We start from the raw sequence: 23,340 nt of genomic DNA, 5'->3' as shown, positions 1-23,340 counted from the left end.
CCCGCGGAAAGCGAGTGCCCGGAACGGAAATCAACAGGCCCATTTGCATGGACAATCAATAAATTTGGTATTTAGATACTGTGATAATAAAAAATTGCCGAGAAAAATACCCTTTCTCGACAATCTGAGGACTGCTAAAGTCCTTTTTATTTTTTACGCATGCTGATTTTTCAAAGGCAATTTCTGCTATAATACGATAAACACTGTTTTTTCATTTTAAACTAAATTTACTGAGAAGGAAGAAAAATGCTACACAATAAGAGAGTAAGGAATACGATTGGAATATTGATCGTTGTTGGCTTATTTTATACAGGATTTTTACAATTTAAAATTAGTCAATATAGTGATTTGGAGCCGCCTAAAAACGCAGATTATTTGATTATTCTGGGCGCAAGGGTGAAAGGCACCACTCCCACTTCAGTGTTTGCCACCCGAATACAAGCTGCTGCTAACTATCTGAAGGAAAATCAAAAAACGATCGCAATAGCCTCCGGAGGGAAAGGTCAAGGTGAAGCTATTTCTGAAGCGGAAGCCATTAAGCGGGAGCTGGTAAAACAAGGAATTGATGAATCAAGGATTCTTCTGGAGGATCGTTCTACTAGTACATATGAAAATATTCTTTTTTCAAGGAAACTTCTCCCTAAAGAGAACGGCAAAGGAGTAGTAGTAACGAATGCCTTCCATATGTACAGGGCCCTGGCGATTGCCCGCCAACAGGACCTGGAACTGTCAGGCCTGCCTTCTAAAACACCAATCATTTCTGTTCCTAAAAACTACCTTCGTGAATATATGGCGATTACCAAATACCTTTTGGATGGAAAAATATAAGAAAAGCGCCAGCGCCGTATAGCCTAGAGCTAGACAATTCTCAAAGTCTAAACTTTTTTGCTTTCTAAAAATTAAGAGTGCCGATTTTGGCACTCTTTGATTTAGGAACCTACTACGTTTTGGCATAAACGCAAGTATCCCTAAGTTCTGCTCCATCTGCGGATCGGCTATCGTTTTTTAATATGCCTTCCAATGTAAATCCCAGCCGCTCTGGAATGGCCCGTGATTTGATATTATTGGGGTCACAGCGGATTTCTATCCGTCTAGCTTTTAGTTCTTGAAAGGCAAAATGATGGATTGCTTCAACTGCCTCTGTGATATACCCCTTTCCGCTATGCCTAGTATCAATCCAATAACCGATCTCAAACTTCGGCACATCCCAATTAATTCGATGCAGGCCGGAGGCACCAATAAACTCTCCTGTCACTTTATCGAACAGATGCAGCCGTAAGTCTTCCCTGGATAAAAACTTAATATACGCCTCCCGCATATTTGCTTCCACCTCTGCTTCTGTCTGGTTCCTGTGTGCCCACGGCATCCATGGTTTTAATTCCTTCATTGAGGCCTGCATGGCTGGATACACAGCTTTTCCATCGCCAGGCAAGGGCTTACGGATTAATAACCTTTTTGAATGTATTTCTTCTGAAAAATCGATTAGAATTGGTTTCATCATGTCCTCCCCCCTAGATTCAGTTTATAATTCGATAAAAATGGAGAAAATCCTCTTTTGACAAGGACTCATTAGGGATTCATCGGTAAAAAGGGGCTGCCCAAAAGGAAAAGAGGCCAGACACCACACCACAACATATAGATGATATTTTAAAAACCGTTCTATATATTGTTCTAAGCGCGGAGTCAGACCCCTTAATGGACAGCCCTTTTTACGAAAATATTTAGTAAGCTTTTGCCCAATAAACCATATGCTTGGCATCCTTGCCGCAGCATACACATTTATCTGCTACTTGCTCTTGCTCAAATGGAATACATCTGGAAGTGGCACCAGTGTCTTCTTTAATTTTTTCTTCACAGGCTAAATCACCGCACCACATTGCTTTAATAAAGCCAGGTTTAGCATCTAGCGTTTCCTTTAATTCATCAAGGGTTGCTGCAACTGAAGTTCGCTCTTCACGATGCTTCAACGCTTTATTATAAAGATTGGTTTGAATATCATCTAATAACTCAACAAGCTTAGTCTCTAGTTCATCCATAGAAACCACTACTTTTTCCAAAGTATCCCGTCTCACTAAAACAACCTGCTTGTTTTCAATATCTTTTGGACCAACCTCTAAGCGGACTGGAATCCCCTTCATTTCATATTCATTAAACTTCCAGCCTGGCTTTTTATCGCTGGCATCGATATCAACACGAGCAGCTTTAGAAAGCGAATTTTTCAAATCATAGGCAAAATCAAGTACGCCTTCTTTATGCTGGGCAATTGGCACAATCATGACTTGGGTTGGAGCTGCCTTTGGCGGAATGACCAACCCGCGGTCATCGCCATGAACCATGATCAGGGCACCGATAATTCGTGTGGTAAAGCCCCAAGATGTTTGATGTACATACTGCAGTTTGCCATCTTTATCCGTATATTGAATATTGAACGCTTCGGCAAAGCCTGTACCAAAGTGGTGAGATGTGCCGGATTGTAATGCCTTGCCATCATGCATTAAGCTCTCAATCGTAAAAGTGGCCTTTGCGCCGGCAAATTTTTCTTTTTCCGTCTTCTGCCCTTTGACAACCGGAATCGCCAATATTTCCTCGCAGATAGCGGCATAAACATTCAGCATTTTGATGGTTTCTTCCATTGCCTCTTCGTCAGTGGCATGGGCAGTATGGCCTTCCTGCCATAAAAACTCCAAGGTTCTTAAGAATGGACGGGTTGTCTTTTCCCAGCGGACTACATTGGCCCATTGATTATATAGCTTTGGCAGGTCGCGATAGGAATGGATAATGTTGCTGTAATGCTCACAGAATAACACTTCAGATGTTGGACGGACCACCAGTCTTTCGGCCAGCTCCTCTGAACCGCCATGAGTTACCCAGGCCACTTCTGGTGCGAAGCCTTCTACATGATCCTTCTCCTTTTGCAGGAGACTTTCAGGGATAAATAATGGCATATAGACATTCTCATGTCCTGTTTCTTTAATGCGTCGGTCGAGTTCATTTTTAATATTGTCCCACAATGCATAACCATATGGGCGAATAATCATCGAACCACGAACACTTGAATAATCGATTAAGTCCGCTTTGGTGACGACATCTGTATACCATTGAGCGAAATCATCATCCATTGCTGTAATATCTTTTACAAATTCCTTTGCCATGTTTGACACCTCATTAATTATATAAATATAAAAAGACCCTGATCCTAACAAGGGACCAAGGCCTGGCGGTACCACCCTAAATTCATAAAGCAAATACTTTATACTCTCTCCATGATAACGGATTTTATCCGCATGTATCTTCAAAATATCCGATACAGAACTCGTGAGGCAGGTTCAAATGACTGTCTTAAGATACCTCCCACCAATAGCATCCTCTCTTGGTAAGACTGATTCATTTTACTAGTCCCCGTCATTGTTTCAATCTTATTTGGTTGAAAAAATTATATATTTCCCAAACCCAAAAGTCAATTCTTTATCAAAAGAATATTTTTATTGGATCATTCAGATGCCAAAAAAGGTGAAAGAAAGAGTCATAGAACGTTCAAATGCTGCCGCTTATATGCCCATTTCTTGCCTTTATAATTTATGTATATTGTAAATTTTATCGCCCGAGAGGTATTCACATGAATATATTTTACATTGCTTCATCAATAATTGTTGCTGCCATATCCACTTTTTCAATCTATCTTTTATATCATCATAAAACCAAGCTTGCCAAACAACATGGACTTATAGCTGCAATTGGCGTATCAGCAGCAACCGGGCTTTTGTCTGGCTGCATCATTGGTTTAGTTTCTGGAGAAATCTTTCTTGTCACTGGGACTAGCATGATTATAGGATTTATGATTGGATTTTTAGCAGGACATTCTTCAGGTTTGCCCGCTATTGTCTTAAGCTCCCTGTCAGGCCTAATGGGAGGAATCATCGGTGCCATTCTTGGTGCATTGCTCCAGTTTATAAATCCGGCTGTTTTACTCGGAATCCTATTAGGCTTCTATATCGTCATAATGGGAATGGTTGTTTTGTTTTTACTAGCAGAAACTAATGACAAAATTTTGGTACAAACAGATGAGTTATCACCCTTTGCCATAATCGCTGCCGGTATCTTACTAATCAGCCTGTTTCTTTTTCTATATAGCAGCGACATTGTGGAAATCCCTTCAGCATCAGGTACAGCGCAGGCCCAAGCGCAGCAAGAACTTGCTATTCAGCCAGAGGAAAATTCAGAAATTGACGCTTCGGATGAAACCGAGCCAAAAATAAACATCCTGGTTACCGAGAAAGGTTACACCCCAAATATCATCCGTGTTAAAAAAGGCAGTCTGGTAGAACTCCAAATTGAAACCCAATTGGAAGATAGCTGTTATACAACCTTTAACCTTCCTGATTTCAATATCCAAAATACGAATTTAAAGGCTGGCACAACAAATATTAGCTTTATAGCTGATAAATCTGGAGAATTTACGTACAGCTGCGGTATGAATATGCTAAAAGGAACCATCATCGTGGAATGATGGTTCCTTTCAAAAGCGCCCTGGCCGGCACCGTATGGCGTGGAGCTAGACAGTTCTCAAAGGCTAAAACTTTTATACTCCCTCATAAAAATAATGCTGTTGGGAGTCCAACAGCTTTTTACACTCAACTCTTCTGGGCTTTAGGAAATGTAATTTCAATTGCAGTACCTTTACCGATCGTGCTTTGCACCTTCGTTTTCCCTTGGTGCTTTTCAACAATCCATTTGGCAATCGAAAGCCCAAGACCCGTCCCCTCAGCTGCGGACCTTGCTTGGTCACTTTGATAAAACCGGTCGAAAATTTTAGGAATGTCTTCCTCTGGTATGCCAATACCGGTATCCTTCACCTGAAGAATGATGGAAGAATGAGTCTGCCTGCATGAAAGCAGGATTTCTCCTCCTTCATTGGTGTATTTCATCGCATTGTCGAGCAAAATGACAATCAGCTGATGAATCCTTTCTTTATCCGCATAAAAAGTAATGGCTTCACTCACATCTAATTGAAGAGACTTTTCTTGGTACAAGGCAATATCTTCAAATTGCTGAATAATATTCTTCAATAGTTCATCAACCTGAAAGGGCTGCTTATTCATTTCAATTTGATTCGAATCAGACCTGGCAAGAGTCAGCAAATTGGTGACCAGTTTCGATAGCCGCCTCGATTCAGCCGATATCGTGGAAATATCAAGGATTTTATCCTGCACCGTTGCGGAAGGTGAACGAAATAATATTTCAGTTTTAGCTTGGATCACCGCTAGGGGTGTTCTCAATTCATGAGATGCATCAGATACGAATTGCTGCTGCTTATCCCAGGCATTTTTGATGGGAACAAGTGCCCTGCCAGCTAAAAAATACCCTATGCCAATGGCACAAAGGACACCGGCGCCACAGCCAATGAGAATAATCAGCAAAAGGCGGTTCAGCAATTCTTTTTCAGAATCCACATTACGGATAAATTGTACCGTCAACTTCCCTAATTGCGGGTATTGCACCGCAACTGCAGCATACCGAAATGAATAATTCTCAATATCGATATCTACAAGCGTTTCTAATTTTTTCGGTTGAATCACAGCCTCCCTATTTTCAAAAATAAGGGCAGTCCGATCTTGGTCTGATAATAGATTCCCATTTTCATCCCAAATCAACGTCATGATTCGGGGGTCCCGGCGCATAAAACCAGGCACTTGCTCAACATTATTCTCCCTATATTCTCCTTTTGCACCTCTGGGATTTGTAAGCTGGTCTATGGACTCCATCAAAGATTGATTTACATCCTTATATAGCTGATGCTCCGTGTAAAGATAAACAGCACTGCCTAACAGGCCAATTAAAATGATAAAAACCAATGAATTTAAAAGTGTCAGTTTAATATGTGTCTGTCGGAACATTCGCAACTCCTACTCTTCTTGGAGCATATAGCCTACACCGCGAATCGTTTTAATATCCGCTTGATAGCCAAATGGTTCCAGTTTTTTTCGCAAATGGTGCATAAATACCTCGACAATGGCGATCGTGGTATCGGAATCAAAGCCCCAAACCCTGTCATAAATCTGTTCTTTAGTTAAAATGGCGCCTTTGTTTTGGATTAAATATTCCAGCAGCTCGTACTGCTTGGTGGTCAGTTTAACAGGTTCGCCATCCACATGAATATCCCTTTCTTTTCCAAACAATTCAATCCCCCGATATTGGATCGTTTGGTTTGTTGTTAAACTGCCGCTTCTTCTTAACAATGCGCGGATTCTTGCTTTTAATTCAGCTGCCTGAAACGGCTTGACCAAATAATCATCACCGCCGAAATCCAGCCCCTTGACACGGTCCTCCAAAGAATCCCTTGCCGTTAAAAAAAGCACAGGTATCTTTAATCCTTCCTTTCGGATTGTCTTTAACACTTCAAATCCATCTATTTCTGGAATCATCACATCCAAGACAATAGCATCATGAATATTTTGCATCGCTAAAAACATCGCATCTTCCCCATTCGATGCTTGATCGACTTCAAATTCATCTGATAATAACTGAACAATTGACTCTAATAATGGAAGGTTATCCTCAACGACTAATAAACGCATCTTTTTCCTCTCCTTACAAAGGCAAAAATCATTAATAATATTATATCTGAAAAATATAATGTCTCAAAGAAATTTCCTTTTATTTATTTTATTATTACTAGTGATGCTTAACTTTTTCTTAACCGTGTTTTTTCATATTGACTCAAGGATTTATTCGGCATATAGTTAAATATGTGAATAGTTAAACTATTTAACTATCTAGTAATCTGGGGGTGAATAGGATTGAATCATCAAACGATTCAACAACTAATTGATCGATATATATCGGTCTCATTCTCCGTAAACAAAAAAGCGGAGACCTTAATTAAAGGTGAAATCGGCAGCGAATTAACGAATGACCAGCACTACATATTAAGATACATTCGCAATCATGTAAGGTGCACCTCTTCTGAATTGGCGGATGCCTTTGATGTTAATAAGAGCGCGATCACGGCGATCATTAATAGAATGGCCGAACGAGGACTAATTGATCGAACAAGAGACCCCAATGACCGAAGAGTGGTTTACCTAACCTTAACTGAGGAAGGCAGCATTCTATATGAAACCTGCCAAGAAAAAATCGAGTTATTAGTCGAATCGATTATTACCCGATTTGACCAGGAAGAAATAACTAATTTTATCACCACTTATGAAAAATTGGCGCAAATATTAATCAAAAAGCAAAAGGAAGAACTGGGGGAATAAACGGATGAGGACGATCATCAAAGCAAAATGGCTGATTATTGCCGCTTGGATTGGGGTCATTGCCGGATTGTATTTTGCCGCTCCAAATATGGGCGAACTTGTCCGGGAAAAAGGGCAAATAACGGTTCCAGATGGCTATTCATCCACACTAGCCAATAAAATCCTTGCAGATGTGAAATCCGCGGAGAACAAAGGGAACGACCTGCAGACAGCATTAGTATTCCACAGCGAAAAAAAGTTAACGCAGGATGATTTGGACCGTGCAGAAGCCGCCATCGATAAAATTGAAAAAAACAAGGAAAAGCTGGGAATTACCGAAATCCTTACTCATTTCAATCAGGAGGAATTAGAAGACCAGCTAGTTTCTAGAGACGGAAAAACAATTCTAGTTTCGCTTAAAGTCACTGCAAATGGCCGAGAAGGAAAAGAAATTACTGAAGACCTTAATAAGGCCATTGATGATGTCAAACTAGAACATTACTATACTGGCAGTTGGATGATCAATGAAGACCTTATCACAAACTCACAAGAAGGCTTAAAAAAAACAGAAGGAATTACCGTCGTCTTCATTTTAGTCGTTTTATTGCTTGTGTTCAGATCGGCCGTTGCACCGGTCATTCCGCTAATTACGGTAGGCTTCAGTTATCTGGCGGCACAATCCATTGTCGCTATTCTAGTTGATACCGTTAATTTTCCCTTATCGACCTTTACGCAGATTTTCTTAGTAGCGGTCCTTTTTGGTATTGGAACGGATTATTGTATCTTGCTGCTTAGCCGTTATAAAGAAGAATTATCCAAGACTGATAATGTCATAGAATCGATTGCTGCCACATACCGAACGGCTGGAAAAACGGTTTTCTTCAGCGGTGCGGCTGTCTTAATCGGTTTTGCCTCAATTGGGTTTTCTACGTTCCAATTATATAAATCGGCTGCTGCAGTGGCAGTTGGTGTGGCAATCCTGCTGCTGGCACTCATCACCATTGTGCCCTTTTTTATGGCCGTATTAGGTAAAAAACTCTTCTGGCCATCGAAAGGAAAGATTGAACACGGTGATAGCAGGATATGGGGAGTAATGGGACGGTTTGCCCTCCTGCGTCCTTTGATTGCCTTTGTCATTGTGCTCATTGTGGCAGTGCCTTTTTTATTCACTTATCGTGATCAATTATCCTTTAATTCATTAGAGGAAATAAGTGATGATTATGCTTCAATAAAAGGCTATCAGACCATCGCCGATTCCTTTGGACCTGGAGACTCAATGCCCACTCAAATTGTTATTAAAAACGATGACAAGATGAATACTTCGGAATATATCGCAATCACGGAAAATATAAGTGAAGAACTAAGCAAAGTGGAAGATGTGAAATCTGTTCGTTCAATCACCCGTCCTACCGGAGAAACAGTGGATGATTTTTACGTTTCAAAACAAGCGGAAAGCCTTGGAGAAGGACTAGGCAAAGGAAATGACGGGATCAAACAAATCAGCGAAGGTCTTGCAGAAGCCAGCAGCCAGATGGCCGGAAGCCAGCCCAAAATGCAAGAAGCATCTGACGGCATCAGCCAATTAATTAAAGGCACGACAGACTTAAAAACTGGTGTCGGTTCACTCCAAACCGGCTTATCCCAAATTGAGAAAGGTTTAAAAGATGGTTCGATGGGTGCAGCGGAAGCACGTATTGGTTTAGAATTGTTGAAAACAAAGTCTGAAGAGATGCTAGCCGGAAGCAGAGAACTCCTGTCTGGATATAAGCAAGCAAGCTCTGGACTTGCAGCGCTGACAGGCCAATACAAAACCGTTGCATCCAGCCTCGAAAATCTGAAGAATAATTTACTAGCAGTTACTCAAAGTCTTTCCAATTTGGAAACCAAGTACAACCTTAAAGATGATGACGATTATAAAACAATTAAAAAAGCCATTCAAGGTGAAGGCAATGAACCTGGCGCTCTGACTCAAACAATGATTGCAGCTGGCACACTAAGCCAATTAAATGCTGGTTTAGAAAAAACTCAAGCAGGACTTGATACTGCCAATACTAATTTTGCAATATTAATAGAAGGCCAACAGCAGCTTGTCAATGGAATGGAGCAACTCATTGAAGGCTTAGGTCAGCTGGAGGCAGGACTCAATCAAATGAGCAGCGGCCAAGGGCAAATTATCTCCCAGCTACCGAAATTCTCTGGCGGCCTGGGTGGGCTGGCAGATGGGCAGGAACAGCTTCTCACAGGATTTCAATCCATTGGCGGCCAGCTCACTCAATTAACTGATGGATTGGTTCAGAGTGCTGACGGTCTTACGGAGGTTTCAAAAGGGTTGGATTCTGCTCAAAATTATTTATCTGATGTTTCAGAACAAAAACAAAATGGATTTTATATACCTCAAGATACGTTAGAGGGAGAAGACTTCGCAAAGGTACTCGATACCTATATGTCAAAGGACCGCAAGGTCATGACGATGGATGTTGTCTTTAATAAAAATCCTTATTCAAATGAAGCGATCAAACAAATCCCTGCCATTGAGGAGGCAGTGGAGCGGGCTGTAAAGGATACGAAACTGGAAAATGCCCAGGTTGCTGTTGGCGGTGTATCCAGTATGCACCATGATTTGGATACAATCTCCAAGTCAGATTATTCCAGAACAGTGATTTTCATGCTGACTGGAATTGCGATCATCTTAGTGATTTTACTCCGTTCGTTTATTATGCCTTTGTATTTAATTGGTTCATTAATTCTTACCTATTATACCTCGATGTCCATTTCTGAATTGATCTTTATTAATTGGCTGGGGTATACGGGGATTAGCTGGGCTGTACCTTTCTTTGCCTTTGTAATCTTAATCGCACTTGGCATTGACTACAGCATCTTCTTGATGGACCGGTTTAATGAGTATCGTGAATGGCCTGTCCAGCAGGCTATTCACGAATCGATGAAGAAAATGGGAACAGTCATTATTTCAGCCGCTATCATCTTAGGCGGCACATTTGCAGCCATGATGCCATCAGGTGTACTCTCATTACTCGAGATCGCCACGATTCTGTCAATCGGTCTTGCACTCTATGCATTGGTCGTTTTGCCTTTATTCGTTCCAGTCATGGTTAAAACCTTTGGCAAAGCAAACTGGTGGCCATTTATGAAGCCAAACGAAACTAAAAAATAACGTCCGGGAACACGCTCGATGCAGCGTGTTCTTTATTTTTGAAGTATCTCCGCTTCCTATCACCATTGTTCAAACACAACAACAACAAATACGAATATTCAAAAAATTCTTTTTTCTCACAAACAATTGTTATATAATATAACCGTCAGATTAAGGGGGGATTTTATGGAGAATTTTGTGGATTGGTTAAATGATATCATTTGGAGTCAGGCACTTATTTATTTATGTTTAGGGGTTGGTGTATTTTACACAATTGCCACAAGGTTTGTTCAAGTACGGCACATGAAGGATATTGTAAAGCTAATGTTTAAGGGAGGAAAATCTGAAGCTGGCATTTCATCTTTCCAAGCATTGTCACTTGCCTTATCTGGGCGTGTTGGTACAGGGAATATCGCTGGGGTAGCAACAGCTATTGCATATGGAGGACCTGGTGCCGTATTTTGGATGTGGGCCATGGCATTCTTAGGGGCAGGATCTGCCTTTATTGAATCTGCCTTAGGCCAAATTTATAAGGTGAAAAAGGATGGCCTATTCCGAGGCGGCCCTGCGTTCTACATTGAAAAAGGACTAAATATTAAGTGGTATGCCGCCTTATTCGCGATAGTAACTGTGCTGGCAACTGGAGTCTTATTGCCTGGAGTTCAGGCAAATAGTATTGCTCAAAGTGCAAAGACTGCTTTTAACATTAGTCCAGCAGTTACAGGAATTATTATAGTAGCTTTACTTGCCATTATTATTTTTGGCGGTGTGAAAAGGATTGCCCGTGTGGCCGAAATGGTGGTTCCATTTATGGCAATTGGGTATATCATCGTTGCCCTAGTTATAACATTTATGAATGCAGCTGAAATACCGGGTGTTTTTAAGTTAATTTTTACAAGTGCATTTGGTGCCGATGCAGCATTCGGCGGAATTTTAGGGGCTGCTATTTCTTGGGGAGTAAAACGGGGAATCTATTCAAATGAAGCCGGACAAGGTACTGGACCGCATGCTGCTGCTGCTGCCGAGGTATCACACCCAGCGAAGCAAGGCATTGTCCAAGCATTTTCCGTTTATGTTGACACCCTTTTGGTTTGTTCAGCAACTGCTTTTATGATTATCATTACAGGCATGTATAATGTAACTCCTGAAAATCAAGCGCCAATTGTCAATAATCTTGGCGACATGGAACCGGGTCCCGGTTATACCCAAGCAGCAGTAGAAGCGGTATTTCCTGGTTTTGGAGCACCTTTTGTAGCTATTTCATTATTCTTCTTCGCCTTTACAACGATTATGGCTTACTACTATATGGCAGAGACAAACCTTGCCTTTATTAATCGAAAGAATAATCGGCCTTGGTCTGTATTTCTATTAAAAGTAGTTATTTGCAGCATGGTTTTCTATGGCAGTGTTAAAACAGCATCACTAGCATGGGGCTTGGGAGACGTTGGTGTTGGAAGCATGGCATGGTTGAATATTATCGCGATTCTACTGCTGACTAAGCCTGCCTTAAGGGTTCTCAAAGACTATGAATCTCAGCTTAAAGCTGGCAAGGACCCTATTTTTGACCCAGCCAAACTTGGGTTTGATCATGCTGATTTCTGGGAAAAGGAATATACTCCGATCACAGAAGAAAAGACAGGTTGACTTAACTTTTGTATATAAACAAAGGACTGACCCATTGTGTCAGTCCTTTAATTTGTGGAAGCAAGCAAATAGTCATAAACAAATTTTCCAATCCTGCTGATTGCCTGTCTTGCCATAAATGCATCCTCAAGTTCATTTGTTAAGATGGCTGCATAGGCTTTTTTATTCTTATACCTTAAGATTGCGCAGTCATTTTCAACCATCGGCAGACCGCCTGTCTTATTCGCCACATAAATTTTGTCTAGATCCATCAAGGCAGGGATCTTATCCTGAAACTGCTGAGCATGCATAATATTTAAGGCAAGGTTCCTGCTTTTCTCTGAAAGCATGCTTTTTTCATTGATTGCTTTTAGGCACTGAATCATGTCGCCAGCTGTAGTTACATTATCAATACCCAGTTCTTTCGCGCCAAAATCCATCATTTTTCGTTGTAAAGCCGTTTTAGTAAGTCCCAATTTTTTTATGGTGGAATTGATTGAAACGATTCCCAATCGATCGATTAGCATATTGGTGGCTGTATTATCTGAGACTGTAATCATTAATGCCATTAAATCCAATATTGATAATCTGGCGTCAGAAGAAAGGATCTGAAGCACTCCAGAACCGCCTGTCCTATTTTCAATGCTGACCAAATTATTTAAATTCAGCGTTCCAGCATCACTTTGACGAAGGGTTTCTATTAAAATGGGAATTTTAATGACACTGGCAGAAGAAAAGACCTCCTCGGAATGATGATCGATTCTCTCATTTCCTATTTCAATTGCCAGGCCGATCCTTCCCTTAAAGCTTTTTAGTTCTTCCGCTATTTTCACCTTTAATGGATCCATCGCTACCTCGTTGCGGCGACCTGAGAGTAATCTTGTCCGCCTGATTTATCTTTGTCATATAAGTGACAGGCAACAAAATGATTTTTCTCAAGTTCCTGCCAAGCTGGGCGCTCCTTCGCGCACACTTCCATCGCCATTGGGCAGCGTGTTCTAAATACACAGCCGCTCGGCGGATTAATTGGACTTGGCAATTCCCCTTGTAAAATAATTCTTTCTCGTTTATCCTCAATATCCGGATCAGGAATCGGAATGGCTGAAAGCAGAGCCTGCGTATAAGGGTGCATCGGGTTATGATATAATTCGCTGCTGGTTGTTAACTCCACTAAATGTCCTAAATACATAACACCAATTCTATCACTAATCTGTTTTACCATCGACAGGTCATGGGCAATGAATAGGTAGGTTAACCCTTTCTCTTGCTGCAGCCGTCTTAATAAATTTACAACCTGCGCTTGCACTGATACATCCAGCGCCGAAATCGGTTCATCAGCAATGATAAATTCAGGATCAAGTGCCAATGCTCTTGCAATTCCAATACGCTGGCGCTGCCCTCCGCTGAATTCATGCGGATAACGGCTGGCGTGTTCCTTGGTTAACCCAACATCCTCCAAGAGCTGGTAGACTCTTTGCAGCCGTTCTTGCTTACTTGCATACATTCCATGGACTTCCATAGGTTCGGAAATAATTTCGGCAACGGTTGATCTAGGGTTTAAGGAAGCATACGGGTCTTGGAAAATCATTTGCATTTGCCGATGAAATTCAAATCGTTCTTTCTTGTTAAACGAATGGATATTCTTCCCATTAAAAACAACTTCCCCATCGGTCACATCATATAATCCGATAATTGTTCTTCCAGCAGTGGATTTTCCGCAGCCAGACTCCCCGACAATCCCTAATGTCTCCCCTTTATTAATATGGAACGAAATTCCATCGACTGCTTTGAGAATTTCATTTTTTCCAAGACTAAAATGTTTTTTTAAATTTTTCACTTGTAATAAAGCCTGCTTTTCCATGCTATTCCTCCGTATCCAGCCAGTAGCGTCTTGCTGTGCATAGCTCTTGTTCATAAATGGTTCCTGCCAGCTTGATAATCTCCACGTTTTTTCCGGTCTTCGGAGAGTGAAGCAATTTTCCTTCCCCATAATATATGCCCACATGGTGAATCTTGCCTTTCCCCTGCTCATAGGCAAAAAACAGGAGATCTCCTGGCTTCATTTCAGATAATGGCACATTTTTTCCGCCTTTTGCCTGCTCATGTGCATCCCTGGGAATGGTATAGCCGTTTGCCTTACACATGGAATAACTCAACCCTGAACAATCATAACCGTAGCAGCTCATGCCTCCCCAAAGGTACGGCAGCCCTAAAAATTGCTCTCCTGCGGCTACAATATCCTTACCAGTTCCTTTATATCGCTCTCTTAAACTTTCAAATATTACAACATGTTCCCAATCAAAAGCGCCCATTCCATCTGGAGTCCTTACCCATACCTTGTCATTCTCTTCTTTTAAAAGAGGCAATATGGTTTGATAGGAAAGTTCCAGAGGCTGTTCCTTTATTAATGCAGCTTTAGGTTTTACGACAACAGCCACTGGTCCATTATGCAAATTCCAGTCACTTTCACACTTGATGATCTGTGAAATAGGTACCCAGCCTGGATAGCCTAATTCATGTTTCGTTGTAGGCTGTTCTGGAATTAAAACTTGGGCCCATCCGTCTTTTTCTTCAACCAGCAATACTTCCTGCCCATATAGAAGCTGAGTTTGGACTAGATTATCATTACATAAGCTCAACCTGGCATCATAGGTTAAACCGTTTAACCAATCATCGAGATGAACAGGATTCGTTAATGAGTCCCAGTCCATTTCTCTTGCAGAATCAAAGGATGTCCATACGGTTGCGACCGACACATTGACAAGCCATTTTTCCAATTTTAAATACCTCCATCTAATTTGACTTGTTTTATGCCCAGACCAGGTTCTCCAGGCAATGTAATATGCCTGCTATTATATTGTATGCCTCCGTCAACATTGTCTTTTGCCAGCATTAACGGCGCATCAAAATCATAACGGGTAATATTCTGTTTGCTTGCCGCAAAATGGGCTGCAGCGGTCAGTCCAATCTTCGTTTCAATCATGCTGCCAACCATACATTCCACACCACATGTTTCAGCCAGTGCATTGATGACTTGCGCTTGGTAGATTCCCCCTGCTTTCATTAATTTTATATTGATCAAATCCGCACTTCTTGTTGTTAATACTTGAAACGCTTGTTTTGGAGTAAAGACGCTTTCATCCGCCATAATAAGCGTTTCAACGTGATCTGTGACCTGTTTAAGTCCTTCGATATCAGCCGCTTTCACAGGCTGTTCAACTAGTTCAATACCTAGCCCGCTATCCTCAAGCTTTCGAATCGCCCGGATTGCATCCTTAGGCGTCCATCCTTGATTCGCGTCCAAACGCAGTTTTATATCAGCACCGATTCGATTCCTGATTTCCTTAATTCTGTCGAGATCTTTCTCAATATCATCTTTTCCTACTTTTACCTTTAAGACATTAAAACCGTTTTGAACATAGCGGACCGCATCCTCACCCATTTCTTCCGGTCCGTTGACACTTACGGTGAAATCCGTTTCCACCTTTTTTTTATGGCCGCCCAAAAATTGATACAAGGGCAGCTTGCAAAATTGTGCCAGGCAGTCGTACAGCGCCATATCCACCGCGGCTTTGGCACTGGAGTTTCCAACTAAAATAGTTCTCAACCCTTGAAAAATCAATTCATAGTTTAATAGGCTCTTTGTGAGGATAAATGGTTTTATCACTTCATGGATAGCCGATTCTATGCTTAAAATACTATCACCTGTAATGACCACAGTTGGCGGAGCCTCACCCCAGCCAACAATTCCATTATCACAGGTAATCTTTACATAAACAGATTCTGCGGTTGTAACGGTCCTTAAAGCCGTTTTGAAAGGTTTAATCAGCGGCACTGCCACTCGATAGGTTTCCACACGCTCAATCTTCATTATTATCAGTCCTTTACAAGATGCCGCTTTCGACAAAGAGTCTCTTTTCATATGTGTCCAATGCTGCCTCCACACCAAGAGGGATGGTTATGTTTGGATTGCAATGGCCCATTTGAAATCCTTTAACAGCAGGTTTCCCTGCACGTTGCACATAATATCGAATTACTTCTTCCAAAGATAACGTATTCTCCCTTTTTGACCCGGCATCACTAAAATCACCCACTAAAATACCGCATGCCTCCGTAAGCTTCCCGGCCATTAGCAATTGATTCAACATTCTGTCCACTGAACGCGGTTCTTCATGCACATCCTCTAAGAACAACAACTTCCCTTTTGTATCCAATTCAAACCTTGTGCCCAGAGTGCTTACAATGAGTGCCAAATTCCCGCCGACAAGCTCTCCGCTTGCTTGGCCTTTGACTATAACTTCTAATGGTGATAGTTCCTCTGTATAGTCCAATCCCTTTGGTTCGAATAATTGCAAATACCCGTCCATGGAAAGCTGATTGACATCATCCTGACCGATATCTGATGCCAGCATTGGACCATGAAAGGTGACAAGTCCGGTCTCCTGGCGGATACTCGTATGTAAAAACGTAATATCACTATACCCCCAGAAGATCTTAGGGTTATTTTTTATGATTTGATAATCAATCTCTGAGGCAATTCTTCCAGTCCCATATCCGCCGCGTGCACAAAAGACTGCCTTTACCTCCTGATCCAAAAACATTTCATGCAAATCGTCCAGTCTTTCTTTGTCTGTACCTGCTAAATAGCCATATACTTGTTTGACGCTTTTGCCGATTTTGACATTTAGCCCTAGATTCTTCAAAAATTGAATTCCTTTTTCTAGGCCCTTTAAGTCTGGCGGACTGGCCGGTGCAATTATGCCAACTGTATCTCCTAGATGGAGCCGCTCTGGCTTTATTCTGCTCATTTGCCATTCCCCCTCTCTAAAATTCTATTCTTTTAGGACAAAAGGGATGTTCAATCGAACACCCCCTTTGATCCCCCTTACTTCTTATCAGCCCATTTTAATTCTAAATAGCCAACCGGATGACGAACCACACCAGTCACATCTTCGTTTTGCAAGTAAACTTGGTTATAGAAGTGAATTGGTATAATTGGCATTTCATCAAACAGGATCTTTTCAGCTTGATACATCATTTCGAACCGTTTCTTTTCATCTTTTTCAAGTTTGGCTTCTTGGATCAAATTATCAAACTCTGCGTTGCTCCAGCCGGTACGGTTCATGGAAGAGCCGGTAACGAAGTTTTCTAAGGAGTTAATTGGATCAGCATAATCATTAAGGAAAGAGCTTCTTGAAAATTGTAAGTTTAATGCTTTTTGCTCATCTGTAAACACATTGCTTTCCATACCAGCCAATTTAATGTCAACCCCAAGGTTTTCCTTGATCATTTGCTGTACCGCTTCAGCCATTTTCTGATGAATATCACTTGTGCTGTATGTCAAGGTAACTTCCGGAAGTGTCGTATAGCCTTCTTCCTCCATTCCTTTTTTCAATAATTCTTTTGCTTTTGCTGCATCTGTTTTGACCAAGTCACCGCTAGTTTTACGGAAGTCTTTGCCATCTGCATCATTAAAGCCTGGTGAAACAAAACCATACGCAGGTTTTTCTTGATTTCTTGTAACGCGTTCGACGATTTGTTTTTGGTCAATCGCCATGGCGAACGCCTTTCGGATATTGGCATTTTGGAACGGTTCTTTTGTTACATTTAACCGATAGAAATAAAGGCCTGCTTGGTCTTCCACCTTTACATCCCCGTCTTTGAACAGCTTTTCAGCAAGTTCTGGCGGTACGTCAGAAGAGTCGAGTTCACCTGTTGTAAACATTTGATATTCAGTATTGTCATCATCAACCATTGCCCAGTTAATTTTGTCAATTTTAACATTTTTAGCATCCCAATATTTGTCGTTCTTCACCATTACAAAGTTGCTGTCATGGTTCCATTCAGATAATTTATAGGGGCCATTCGCCACAAATGTGTCTGCCTCAGCAAACCATTCTGGATTTTCCTTTGCCACTTTTTCATTAATCGGGAAGAAACATGGATTAGTGATGACACTTAAGAAGTAAGCCTGCGGACTAACTAAAGTGACTTCAAACGTTTTCTCATCCACGGCTTTAACCTTAACATCATCTGCTGACCCAGTGCCATTATTGTAAGCCTCTCCGCCTTCAATGAAATAGGCCAGGAAGGCTGCAGAAGAAGCGGTATTAGGATCTAATAATCGTTTCCAAGCAAATACAAAGTCGTTGGCTGTTACATCATCGCCATTTGACCATTTGGCATTTTCACGAATGTGGAAGGTGTAAGTTTTACCATCGCTGGATACATCCCATTTTTCAGCCATGGCTGGCTTTGGCTCGTGCGACTCATCTAAACGAGTCAAGCCCTCCATTAAGTTATTCAGTGCATTCCAAGAAACCGCATCAAAACCAATTGGCGGGTCAAAAGAGGTTGGTTCTTGACCATTGTTCCAATTTAATACTTTTTCTGCTTTTTCTCCTGATTTTCCTTTATCGTTTTTTGGTTCGCTGCCGGCATCTTTATTAGCTGTACAAGCAGCTAATGCAAACGCCAACATTACAGCAGTCAAAATGGCTAAAAGCTTTTTCATGGTTTACCCCCTAGTTTTTTTATATTAAATTTTTGAAACCAATTGTTTTGCCCGCTCATCCTGAAGCCAGCAATCAACAGCATGTTGATTCGTCAATTGTGTTTGAAACGGGTAGACTCTTTCACAAACCTCCATGGCATACGGACAGCGGGCAGCAAATGCACAGCCAACTGGCGGCAAAAACAAATCTGGAGGAGTTCCCGGTATTGGAATTAATTCCGCTTTTTCCATATCCAACCGAGGTACGGACTGCAGCAGCCCCTGTGTATATGGATGCTGCGGGTTATAAAAGATCTCACGCCTTGAGCCAATCTCAACAATTCTCCCGGCGTACATCACCGCTATTCGGTCGGCAACCTGGGCGACAACCCCTAAATCATGGGTAATTAAAATAATCGATACACCCGTTTTTTTCTGAATATCACGAAACAGGTCGAGGATCTGTGCCTGAATCGTTACGTCAAGAGCAGTGGTCGGTTCATCAGCAATTAACACATCTGGCCGGCAAACGAGAGCCATAGCGATGACAATCCGCTGTCTCATCCCGCCGCTAAATTGATGCGGGTATTGCTTAAGCCGAATTTCCGGATTTGGAATTCCTACGAGATTTAACATTTCAAGTGCCACGCGTTTGGCTTGATCATTAGAGAGATGCTCATGCTGCTTAATCCCTTCCATAATCTGGTCACCGATTGTCAGCGTTGGATTTAAGGCTGTCATTGGATCCTGGAAAATCATAGAAATATTCGCCCCGCGAATTTTCCTCATTGCTGGTTCCTTTAGTTTAATTAAATCTTGATTCTTAAAAAGAATTTCACCACCGGTAATCTTGCCTGGCGGATTGGGAATTAATTTCATAATGCTTTGCGAAGTGACACTTTTCCCGCAGCCTGATTCCCCAACAATTGCTAAGGTTTCCCCTTTATGTAAATCAAAACTGACTCCGCGGACAGCTTTCACTTCACCGCCATATGTTGAAAAGGATACGTGAAGATCTTTAACCTGAAGTATTTTTTCCATGCTGCTACCTCCTCAACTTCGGATCCAAGGCATCCTGCAGCCCGTCACCTAAAACATTAAACGCAAACATTGTTAACGAAATAAATAAAGTCGGGAAGAAAAGCCTCCACCAATAGCCTGATAGAATGGTAGATAATCCATCATTGGCCATGACTCCCCAGCTGGCATGCGGCGCTTGAATGCCCAGGCCGATAAAGCTTAGAAAGGCTTCAGCAAAAATCGCTGATGGTATCGTTAGTGTCATTTGCACGATGATGGGGCCCATCGTATTAGGCAGCAAATTTTTTCGGATAATTCGAGATGTTTTCGTTCCAAATGTTTTAGATGCCAGGACAAATTCATAGTTTTTAATTTGGAGAACTTGTCCTCTGACGATCCTCGCCATCCCTACCCATCCTGTTATCGATAACGCCAGAATAATCGTCGTTAATCCAGGGCCTATTACGACCATAACAAGAATCACAACCAGCAAATAAGGAAGTCCATACAAAATTTCTACAAACCGCATCATCAGATTATCAACACGGCCCCCCTTGTAGCCAGCGATGCCGCCATATGTTACCCCGATGATAAAATCGATTAGGGCAGCCATTAGCCCGACAAACAAGGAAATGCGGGCGCCATAGGCAGTACGGGTAAATACATCTCTTCCCAAATCATCAGTCCCAAACCAGTATTTACTGGATGGCGGGATATTTTGATCCAGTAAGGTTTGCTTCTCTACCGTATGTGGAGAAACAATCGGGCCAAATATAGCAAATAATGCAAGTAATATAAGGAAAAACAATCCTGCCATCGCTAATTTGTTTTTTAACAGCCGGTGCCATGAATCCTTCCAGTAGGATAAACTGGGCCTGACGACTGCTTCTGCGTCGTTTATGTTTTGATTTTTGCGCACAAACCACTCATCTGGTATTTCGGGCGAAATATTTACGTTTTCCTGTTTACGCAGTTCCATTATTTCGCCTCCCTTTTATTAAGTTTTATTCTAGGATCCAAGATTCCATATGCAAAATCTACTAGAAGCAGCATAAAGATCAAAATCGCACTGTAAAATATCGTAGTTCCCATTATAACTGGATAATCACGATTATTGATACTGTCGACAAAATATTTGCCCATGCCCGGAATGGCAAATATTTTTTCGATGACAAACGTTCCCGTTAATATGCTTGCTGCTAATGAACCTAATACAGTGACAACAGGCAATAAGGCGTTTCTTAAGGCATGTTTAAACACAATTTTGACCGGTGACAGCCCTTTAGCCTTAGCTGTTTTAATGTAGTCCTGGGTTAAGACCTCAAGCATGCTTGAACGGGTCAGCCTGGCGATAATTGCCATCGGCCCCGTAGCCAGCGCTAAGATTGGCAATACCATATGCTTAGGACTCTGCCACGTTGCAACCGGGAAAATCGGGAAATTTACCGCAAGCTGCTGGATTAATAGAGTCGCCATAACAAAGTTTGGAATCGAAATCCCGATAACGGCGATACTCATTGCCAGATAATCAATGAATCCATTATGCCGAAGGGACGCAATAACACCTAAGGCAATTCCGGAAATGATCGCAACCAGGAGTGTATAAAAGCCTAGTTCAAACGAAACAGGAAATCCCCTGCCAAGCATGTCGTTTACGGTTTGGGATGATTTTTTGATTGATGGGCCCAAATCTCCTTGGACAAGTTGTTTTAAATAATTGCCATATTGAACTAATAGCGGCTTGTCCAGATTGTAATAGGCCTCAAGATTTTTTTGTACCGCTTCATTGGTTCTTCTTTCCTCATTAAAAGGAGACCCAGGAACGGAATGCATTAAGAAAAATGTCCCAGTAATTATCAGCCACAAAGTTATGATCATGGAGACCAGCCGTTTCATATAATATGTATTCACGTATGACCACTTCCTAACAGTATGTTGTTCTCATTACTAACTCGGCCATGACAAGCCATACTTGGCAGACTTCTTGAATCTATTATTAACCATCACTTCCTCCGCTTCTAACAAATCCGAAGTGATTTCAAAATTATTGCTGGTGTAATAATTCGATTGCTTGCACACAATGCTTGGCTCCCATTTTGGTCCATCTCCTGTACGTGGAAATTCCCTCTAAATCAAGGCGAAAGTTTCTCTAGTCTCCCCCTTCGTTTAAATTTCTCTATTTTCTAAATATTATAGAATAATATTCAATTTAATTCAAACTGTTCTTAAAATAAATAGCGAAAAATGGAATTAAGCATGTAAGAAATTCTCACATACTCATTCAAAAAAATAATTCGGTCTCTTTAAATTTCCACTATTAGTTAAATACATTTATAATAAAAGTAACAATGAATATGGATTGGAAGTGAGAATTTTGGGTGTTTCATTAAGTAAAGGCCAGAAAGTAGATCTAACCAAAACCCATCCCGGATTGCAAAATGTAGTCGTTGGGCTTGGCTGGAATATCGGCAGCGGTTCTAATTTTGATCTAGATGCATCCGCATTTTTATTAGGGCAAAATGGAAAAGTACAAAGTGATCAGGATTTCGTGTTTTATAATAATCCTTCCGGAGGGAATGGTTCGATTATATACAGCGGCGATAACCGTGTCGGATCAGGGATTCGGGACGATGAGCAAATCCGTATCGACCTAAAGCTCGTTCCGCCCCATATCCACCGGATCGCCTTTACCATTACTATTCATGATGCACAAATAAAAGGTCAAAATTTTGGACAAATATCCGATTCCTACGTCAGGATTTTTAACGAAGTAACGCAAGAGGAATTATTGCGCTTTAATTTAGGAAGGGATTTCACTGTTGAGACAGCCATTGTGGCGGCGGAATTATACCGTCATAATGGAGAATGGAAGTTTAATGCGATTGCCAGCGGCTTTCAAGGCGGTTTAGCTGCATTGTGCCATAATTTTGGCATCGAGGTGGATGACCCGCCAGCAGCTACTACACCACAGTCCTATCAGCAGCAGCCATCCTGGCAGACAGGCCAAAACAATTATGACCCTTACAGGCAAAGCCAGGCGAATCAGAATGCCTACCAACAGCAGCAGCCGGTTCATTTGCAGCCGGACTCTTCTTATCAACAACCCGGCTATGGTTACTCGGCACCTGCTTTTCCTTCTGCTGCACGCTTTTCCCAATCATATGGCGGAGACGAAATTGTCTGCCCTCGCTGCCATTCAACCAACGTACGCACAGGAAAAAAGGGATTTGGGTTAGGAAAGGCTGCGATTGGTGGATTAATTCTAGGTCCTGTCGGATTGCTTGGAGGGTTTATTGGACAAAACCAACTGAAATTTACCTGCATCCAATGCGGAAACACCTGGTCTCCATCGCAAACTGATTATGCAGAGTGGGCGAACAGCCAAAAGCGAAAAGCACAGGAATTATTTAATCGCTATAAAAGCCAGGATGTCATGGATGCTGTGGTCGCTGCCTGCGCTTTAGTATCGATGGCAGATGGGTATCTGGATGCTTCAGAGCGCCAGAAGATGCTGGACTTTATCCATCAGAGTGAAGAATTGCGGGTGTTTGATACCAACAAGGTGATTCAAAAATTCAACCTTTATATTTCCAAACTGCAAAATGACCGTATGCTTGGAAGGGCTGATGCTTTTAAATCACTTGGAGCCATTCGGTCGAAGCCTGAAATAGCCAGGCTGGTGGCCCGGTATTGTATTGCCATTGGTTATGCGGATGGGAATTTTGATCACAATGAAAAGCAAATGGTGTCAGATATATGCCGCGAACTCGGTTTAAATCCGGCAGAATTCTTATCTTAGATGAAAAAGAGGCTGA

At 41.7% G+C, this 23,340-nt stretch carries 19 protein-coding genes and 1 other annotated feature; of the genes, 6 read left to right on the top strand and 13 right to left on the bottom strand.

Translation table 11 applies throughout. The annotated features are described in order from the left end of the window. The first annotated feature begins 246 nt into the window (after positions 1–246). Positions 247–828: a YdcF family protein gene (locus NFS43_RS19565; protein WP_251554473.1), complete on the top strand. Its 582-nt coding sequence runs from the start codon at positions 247–249 to the stop codon at positions 826–828. A gap of 112 nt (positions 829–940) precedes the next feature. Here NFS43_RS19565 and NFS43_RS19560 read toward each other — a convergent pair whose 3' ends face one another. Then, positions 941–1,498 (bottom strand): GNAT family N-acetyltransferase, encoded by a 558-nt coding sequence (locus NFS43_RS19560; protein WP_251554475.1) that lies wholly within the window; start codon positions 1,496–1,498, stop codon positions 941–943. A 223-nt stretch (positions 1,499–1,721) separates the two neighbouring features. Continuing rightward, positions 1,722–3,152, bottom strand: a complete 1,431-nt coding sequence (gene proS / locus NFS43_RS19555) for a proline--tRNA ligase (RefSeq protein ID WP_251554472.1) — start codon at positions 3,150–3,152, stop codon at positions 1,722–1,724. A gap of 47 nt (positions 3,153–3,199) precedes the next feature. Continuing rightward, positions 3,200–3,415 (bottom strand) — a binding site (T-box leader). 201 nt (positions 3,416–3,616) lie between these two features. On the opposite strand from proS, the gene NFS43_RS19550 reads away from it, so the two are divergent. Beyond that, positions 3,617–4,507 (top strand): cupredoxin domain-containing protein, encoded by an 891-nt coding sequence (locus NFS43_RS19550; protein ID WP_251554471.1) that lies wholly within the window; start codon positions 3,617–3,619, stop codon positions 4,505–4,507. A 124-nt stretch (positions 4,508–4,631) separates the two neighbouring features. Here the strand turns inward: NFS43_RS19550 and NFS43_RS19545 are convergent, their stop codons facing one another. Next, the gene (locus NFS43_RS19545) at positions 4,632–5,894 is read right to left on the bottom strand and encodes a sensor histidine kinase (RefSeq protein WP_251554470.1); all 1,263 of its coding nucleotides are present in this window, start codon (positions 5,892–5,894) and stop codon (positions 4,632–4,634) included. Positions 5,895–5,903: 9 nt separating this feature from the next. Continuing rightward, on the bottom strand, positions 5,904–6,575 hold the full coding sequence (locus NFS43_RS19540; protein WP_251554469.1) for a response regulator transcription factor: 672 nt from the start codon (positions 6,573–6,575) through the stop codon (positions 5,904–5,906). Between the two features lie 222 nt (positions 6,576–6,797). Between NFS43_RS19540 and NFS43_RS19535 the strand changes: the two genes are divergently transcribed. The 3 genes from NFS43_RS19535 (at position 6,798) to NFS43_RS19525 (ending at position 12,033) form a co-directional block, all read left to right on the top strand. Next, positions 6,798–7,259, top strand: a complete 462-nt coding sequence (locus NFS43_RS19535; protein ID WP_251554468.1) for a MarR family winged helix-turn-helix transcriptional regulator — start codon at positions 6,798–6,800, stop codon at positions 7,257–7,259. 4 nt (positions 7,260–7,263) lie between these two features. Beyond that, positions 7,264–10,410: an MMPL family transporter gene (locus NFS43_RS19530; RefSeq protein WP_251554467.1), complete on the top strand. Its 3,147-nt coding sequence runs from the start codon at positions 7,264–7,266 to the stop codon at positions 10,408–10,410. A gap of 165 nt (positions 10,411–10,575) precedes the next feature. Continuing rightward, positions 10,576–12,033 (top strand): alanine/glycine:cation symporter family protein, encoded by a 1,458-nt coding sequence (locus tag NFS43_RS19525; protein WP_251554466.1) that lies wholly within the window; start codon positions 10,576–10,578, stop codon positions 12,031–12,033. Between the two features lie 47 nt (positions 12,034–12,080). Here the strand turns inward: NFS43_RS19525 and NFS43_RS19520 are convergent, their stop codons facing one another. The 9 genes from NFS43_RS19520 to NFS43_RS19480 form a co-directional block, all read right to left on the bottom strand. Then, the gene (locus NFS43_RS19520; RefSeq protein WP_251554465.1) at positions 12,081–12,860 is read right to left on the bottom strand and encodes a serine hydrolase; all 780 of its coding nucleotides are present in this window, start codon (positions 12,858–12,860) and stop codon (positions 12,081–12,083) included. A gap of 2 nt (positions 12,861–12,862) precedes the next feature. Continuing rightward, positions 12,863–13,873, bottom strand: a complete 1,011-nt coding sequence (locus tag NFS43_RS19515) for an ABC transporter ATP-binding protein (protein WP_251554474.1) — start codon at positions 13,871–13,873, stop codon at positions 12,863–12,865. Between the two features lies 1 nt (position 13,874). Beyond that, the gene (locus tag NFS43_RS19510; RefSeq protein ID WP_251554464.1) at positions 13,875–14,789 is read right to left on the bottom strand and encodes a C40 family peptidase; all 915 of its coding nucleotides are present in this window, start codon (positions 14,787–14,789) and stop codon (positions 13,875–13,877) included. 2 nt (positions 14,790–14,791) lie between these two features. Then, positions 14,792–15,883: a mandelate racemase/muconate lactonizing enzyme family protein gene (locus NFS43_RS19505; RefSeq protein ID WP_251554463.1), complete on the bottom strand. Its 1,092-nt coding sequence runs from the start codon at positions 15,881–15,883 to the stop codon at positions 14,792–14,794. 13 nt (positions 15,884–15,896) lie between these two features. Beyond that, a complete protein-coding gene (locus NFS43_RS19500) occupies positions 15,897–16,820 on the bottom strand; it encodes a S66 peptidase family protein (RefSeq protein ID WP_251554462.1) in 924 nt (307 codons plus the stop codon). Positions 16,821–16,897: 77 nt separating this feature from the next. Continuing rightward, on the bottom strand, positions 16,898–18,526 hold the full coding sequence (locus tag NFS43_RS19495; RefSeq protein WP_251554461.1) for a peptide ABC transporter substrate-binding protein: 1,629 nt from the start codon (positions 18,524–18,526) through the stop codon (positions 16,898–16,900). Between the two features lie 24 nt (positions 18,527–18,550). Further along, positions 18,551–19,546, bottom strand: coding sequence for an ABC transporter ATP-binding protein (locus NFS43_RS19490; protein ID WP_251554459.1), 996 nt, complete (start codon positions 19,544–19,546; stop codon positions 18,551–18,553). A gap of 4 nt (positions 19,547–19,550) precedes the next feature. Beyond that, the gene (locus NFS43_RS19485) at positions 19,551–20,504 is read right to left on the bottom strand and encodes an ABC transporter permease (protein ID WP_251554457.1); all 954 of its coding nucleotides are present in this window, start codon (positions 20,502–20,504) and stop codon (positions 19,551–19,553) included. Beyond that, a complete protein-coding gene (locus tag NFS43_RS19480) occupies positions 20,504–21,421 on the bottom strand; it encodes an ABC transporter permease (RefSeq protein ID WP_420910347.1) in 918 nt (305 codons plus the stop codon). Before NFS43_RS19480 ends, NFS43_RS19485 begins: the two co-directional genes overlap by 1 nt. Positions 21,422–21,899: 478 nt before the next feature. Here NFS43_RS19480 and NFS43_RS19475 point away from each other — a divergent pair, with 478 nt between their 5' ends. Next, positions 21,900–23,324: a TerD family protein gene (locus NFS43_RS19475; RefSeq protein ID WP_251554454.1), complete on the top strand. Its 1,425-nt coding sequence runs from the start codon at positions 21,900–21,902 to the stop codon at positions 23,322–23,324. Positions 23,325–23,340: the final 16 nt, after the last annotated feature.

The organism is Neobacillus muris (genome assembly GCF_943193175.1).
GTDB lineage: Bacteria > Bacillota > Bacilli > Bacillales > Cytobacillaceae > Neobacillus > Neobacillus muris.
This window is presented reverse-complemented; position numbering and strand designations above follow the sequence as displayed.

Coding starts and splice junctions, on each gene's coding strand:
- NFS43_RS19565 (WP_251554473.1), top strand. CDS start 247: ATGCTACACAATAAGAGAGTAAGGAATACGATTGGAATATTGATCGTT.
- NFS43_RS19560 (WP_251554475.1), bottom strand. CDS start 1,498: ATGAAACCAATTCTAATCGATTTTTCAGAAGAAATACATTCAAAAAGG.
- proS (WP_251554472.1), bottom strand. CDS start 3,152: ATGGCAAAGGAATTTGTAAAAGATATTACAGCAATGGATGATGATTTC.
- NFS43_RS19550 (WP_251554471.1), top strand. CDS start 3,617: ATGAATATATTTTACATTGCTTCATCAATAATTGTTGCTGCCATATCC.
- NFS43_RS19545 (WP_251554470.1), bottom strand. CDS start 5,894: ATGTTCCGACAGACACATATTAAACTGACACTTTTAAATTCATTGGTT.
- NFS43_RS19540 (WP_251554469.1), bottom strand. CDS start 6,575: ATGCGTTTATTAGTCGTTGAGGATAACCTTCCATTATTAGAGTCAATT.
- NFS43_RS19530 (WP_251554467.1), top strand. CDS start 7,264: ATGAGGACGATCATCAAAGCAAAATGGCTGATTATTGCCGCTTGGATT.
- NFS43_RS19525 (WP_251554466.1), top strand. CDS start 10,576: ATGGAGAATTTTGTGGATTGGTTAAATGATATCATTTGGAGTCAGGCA.
- NFS43_RS19520 (WP_251554465.1), bottom strand. CDS start 12,860: ATGGATCCATTAAAGGTGAAAATAGCGGAAGAACTAAAAAGCTTTAAG.
- NFS43_RS19515 (WP_251554474.1), bottom strand. CDS start 13,873: ATGGAAAAGCAGGCTTTATTACAAGTGAAAAATTTAAAAAAACATTTT.
- NFS43_RS19505 (WP_251554463.1), bottom strand. CDS start 15,883: ATGAAGATTGAGCGTGTGGAAACCTATCGAGTGGCAGTGCCGCTGATT.
- NFS43_RS19500 (WP_251554462.1), bottom strand. CDS start 16,820: ATGAGCAGAATAAAGCCAGAGCGGCTCCATCTAGGAGATACAGTTGGC.
- NFS43_RS19495 (WP_251554461.1), bottom strand. CDS start 18,526: ATGAAAAAGCTTTTAGCCATTTTGACTGCTGTAATGTTGGCGTTTGCA.
- NFS43_RS19490 (WP_251554459.1), bottom strand. CDS start 19,546: ATGGAAAAAATACTTCAGGTTAAAGATCTTCACGTATCCTTTTCAACA.
- NFS43_RS19485 (WP_251554457.1), bottom strand. CDS start 20,504: ATGGAACTGCGTAAACAGGAAAACGTAAATATTTCGCCCGAAATACCA.
- NFS43_RS19480 (WP_420910347.1), bottom strand. CDS start 21,421: ATGAAACGGCTGGTCTCCATGATCATAACTTTGTGGCTGATAATTACT.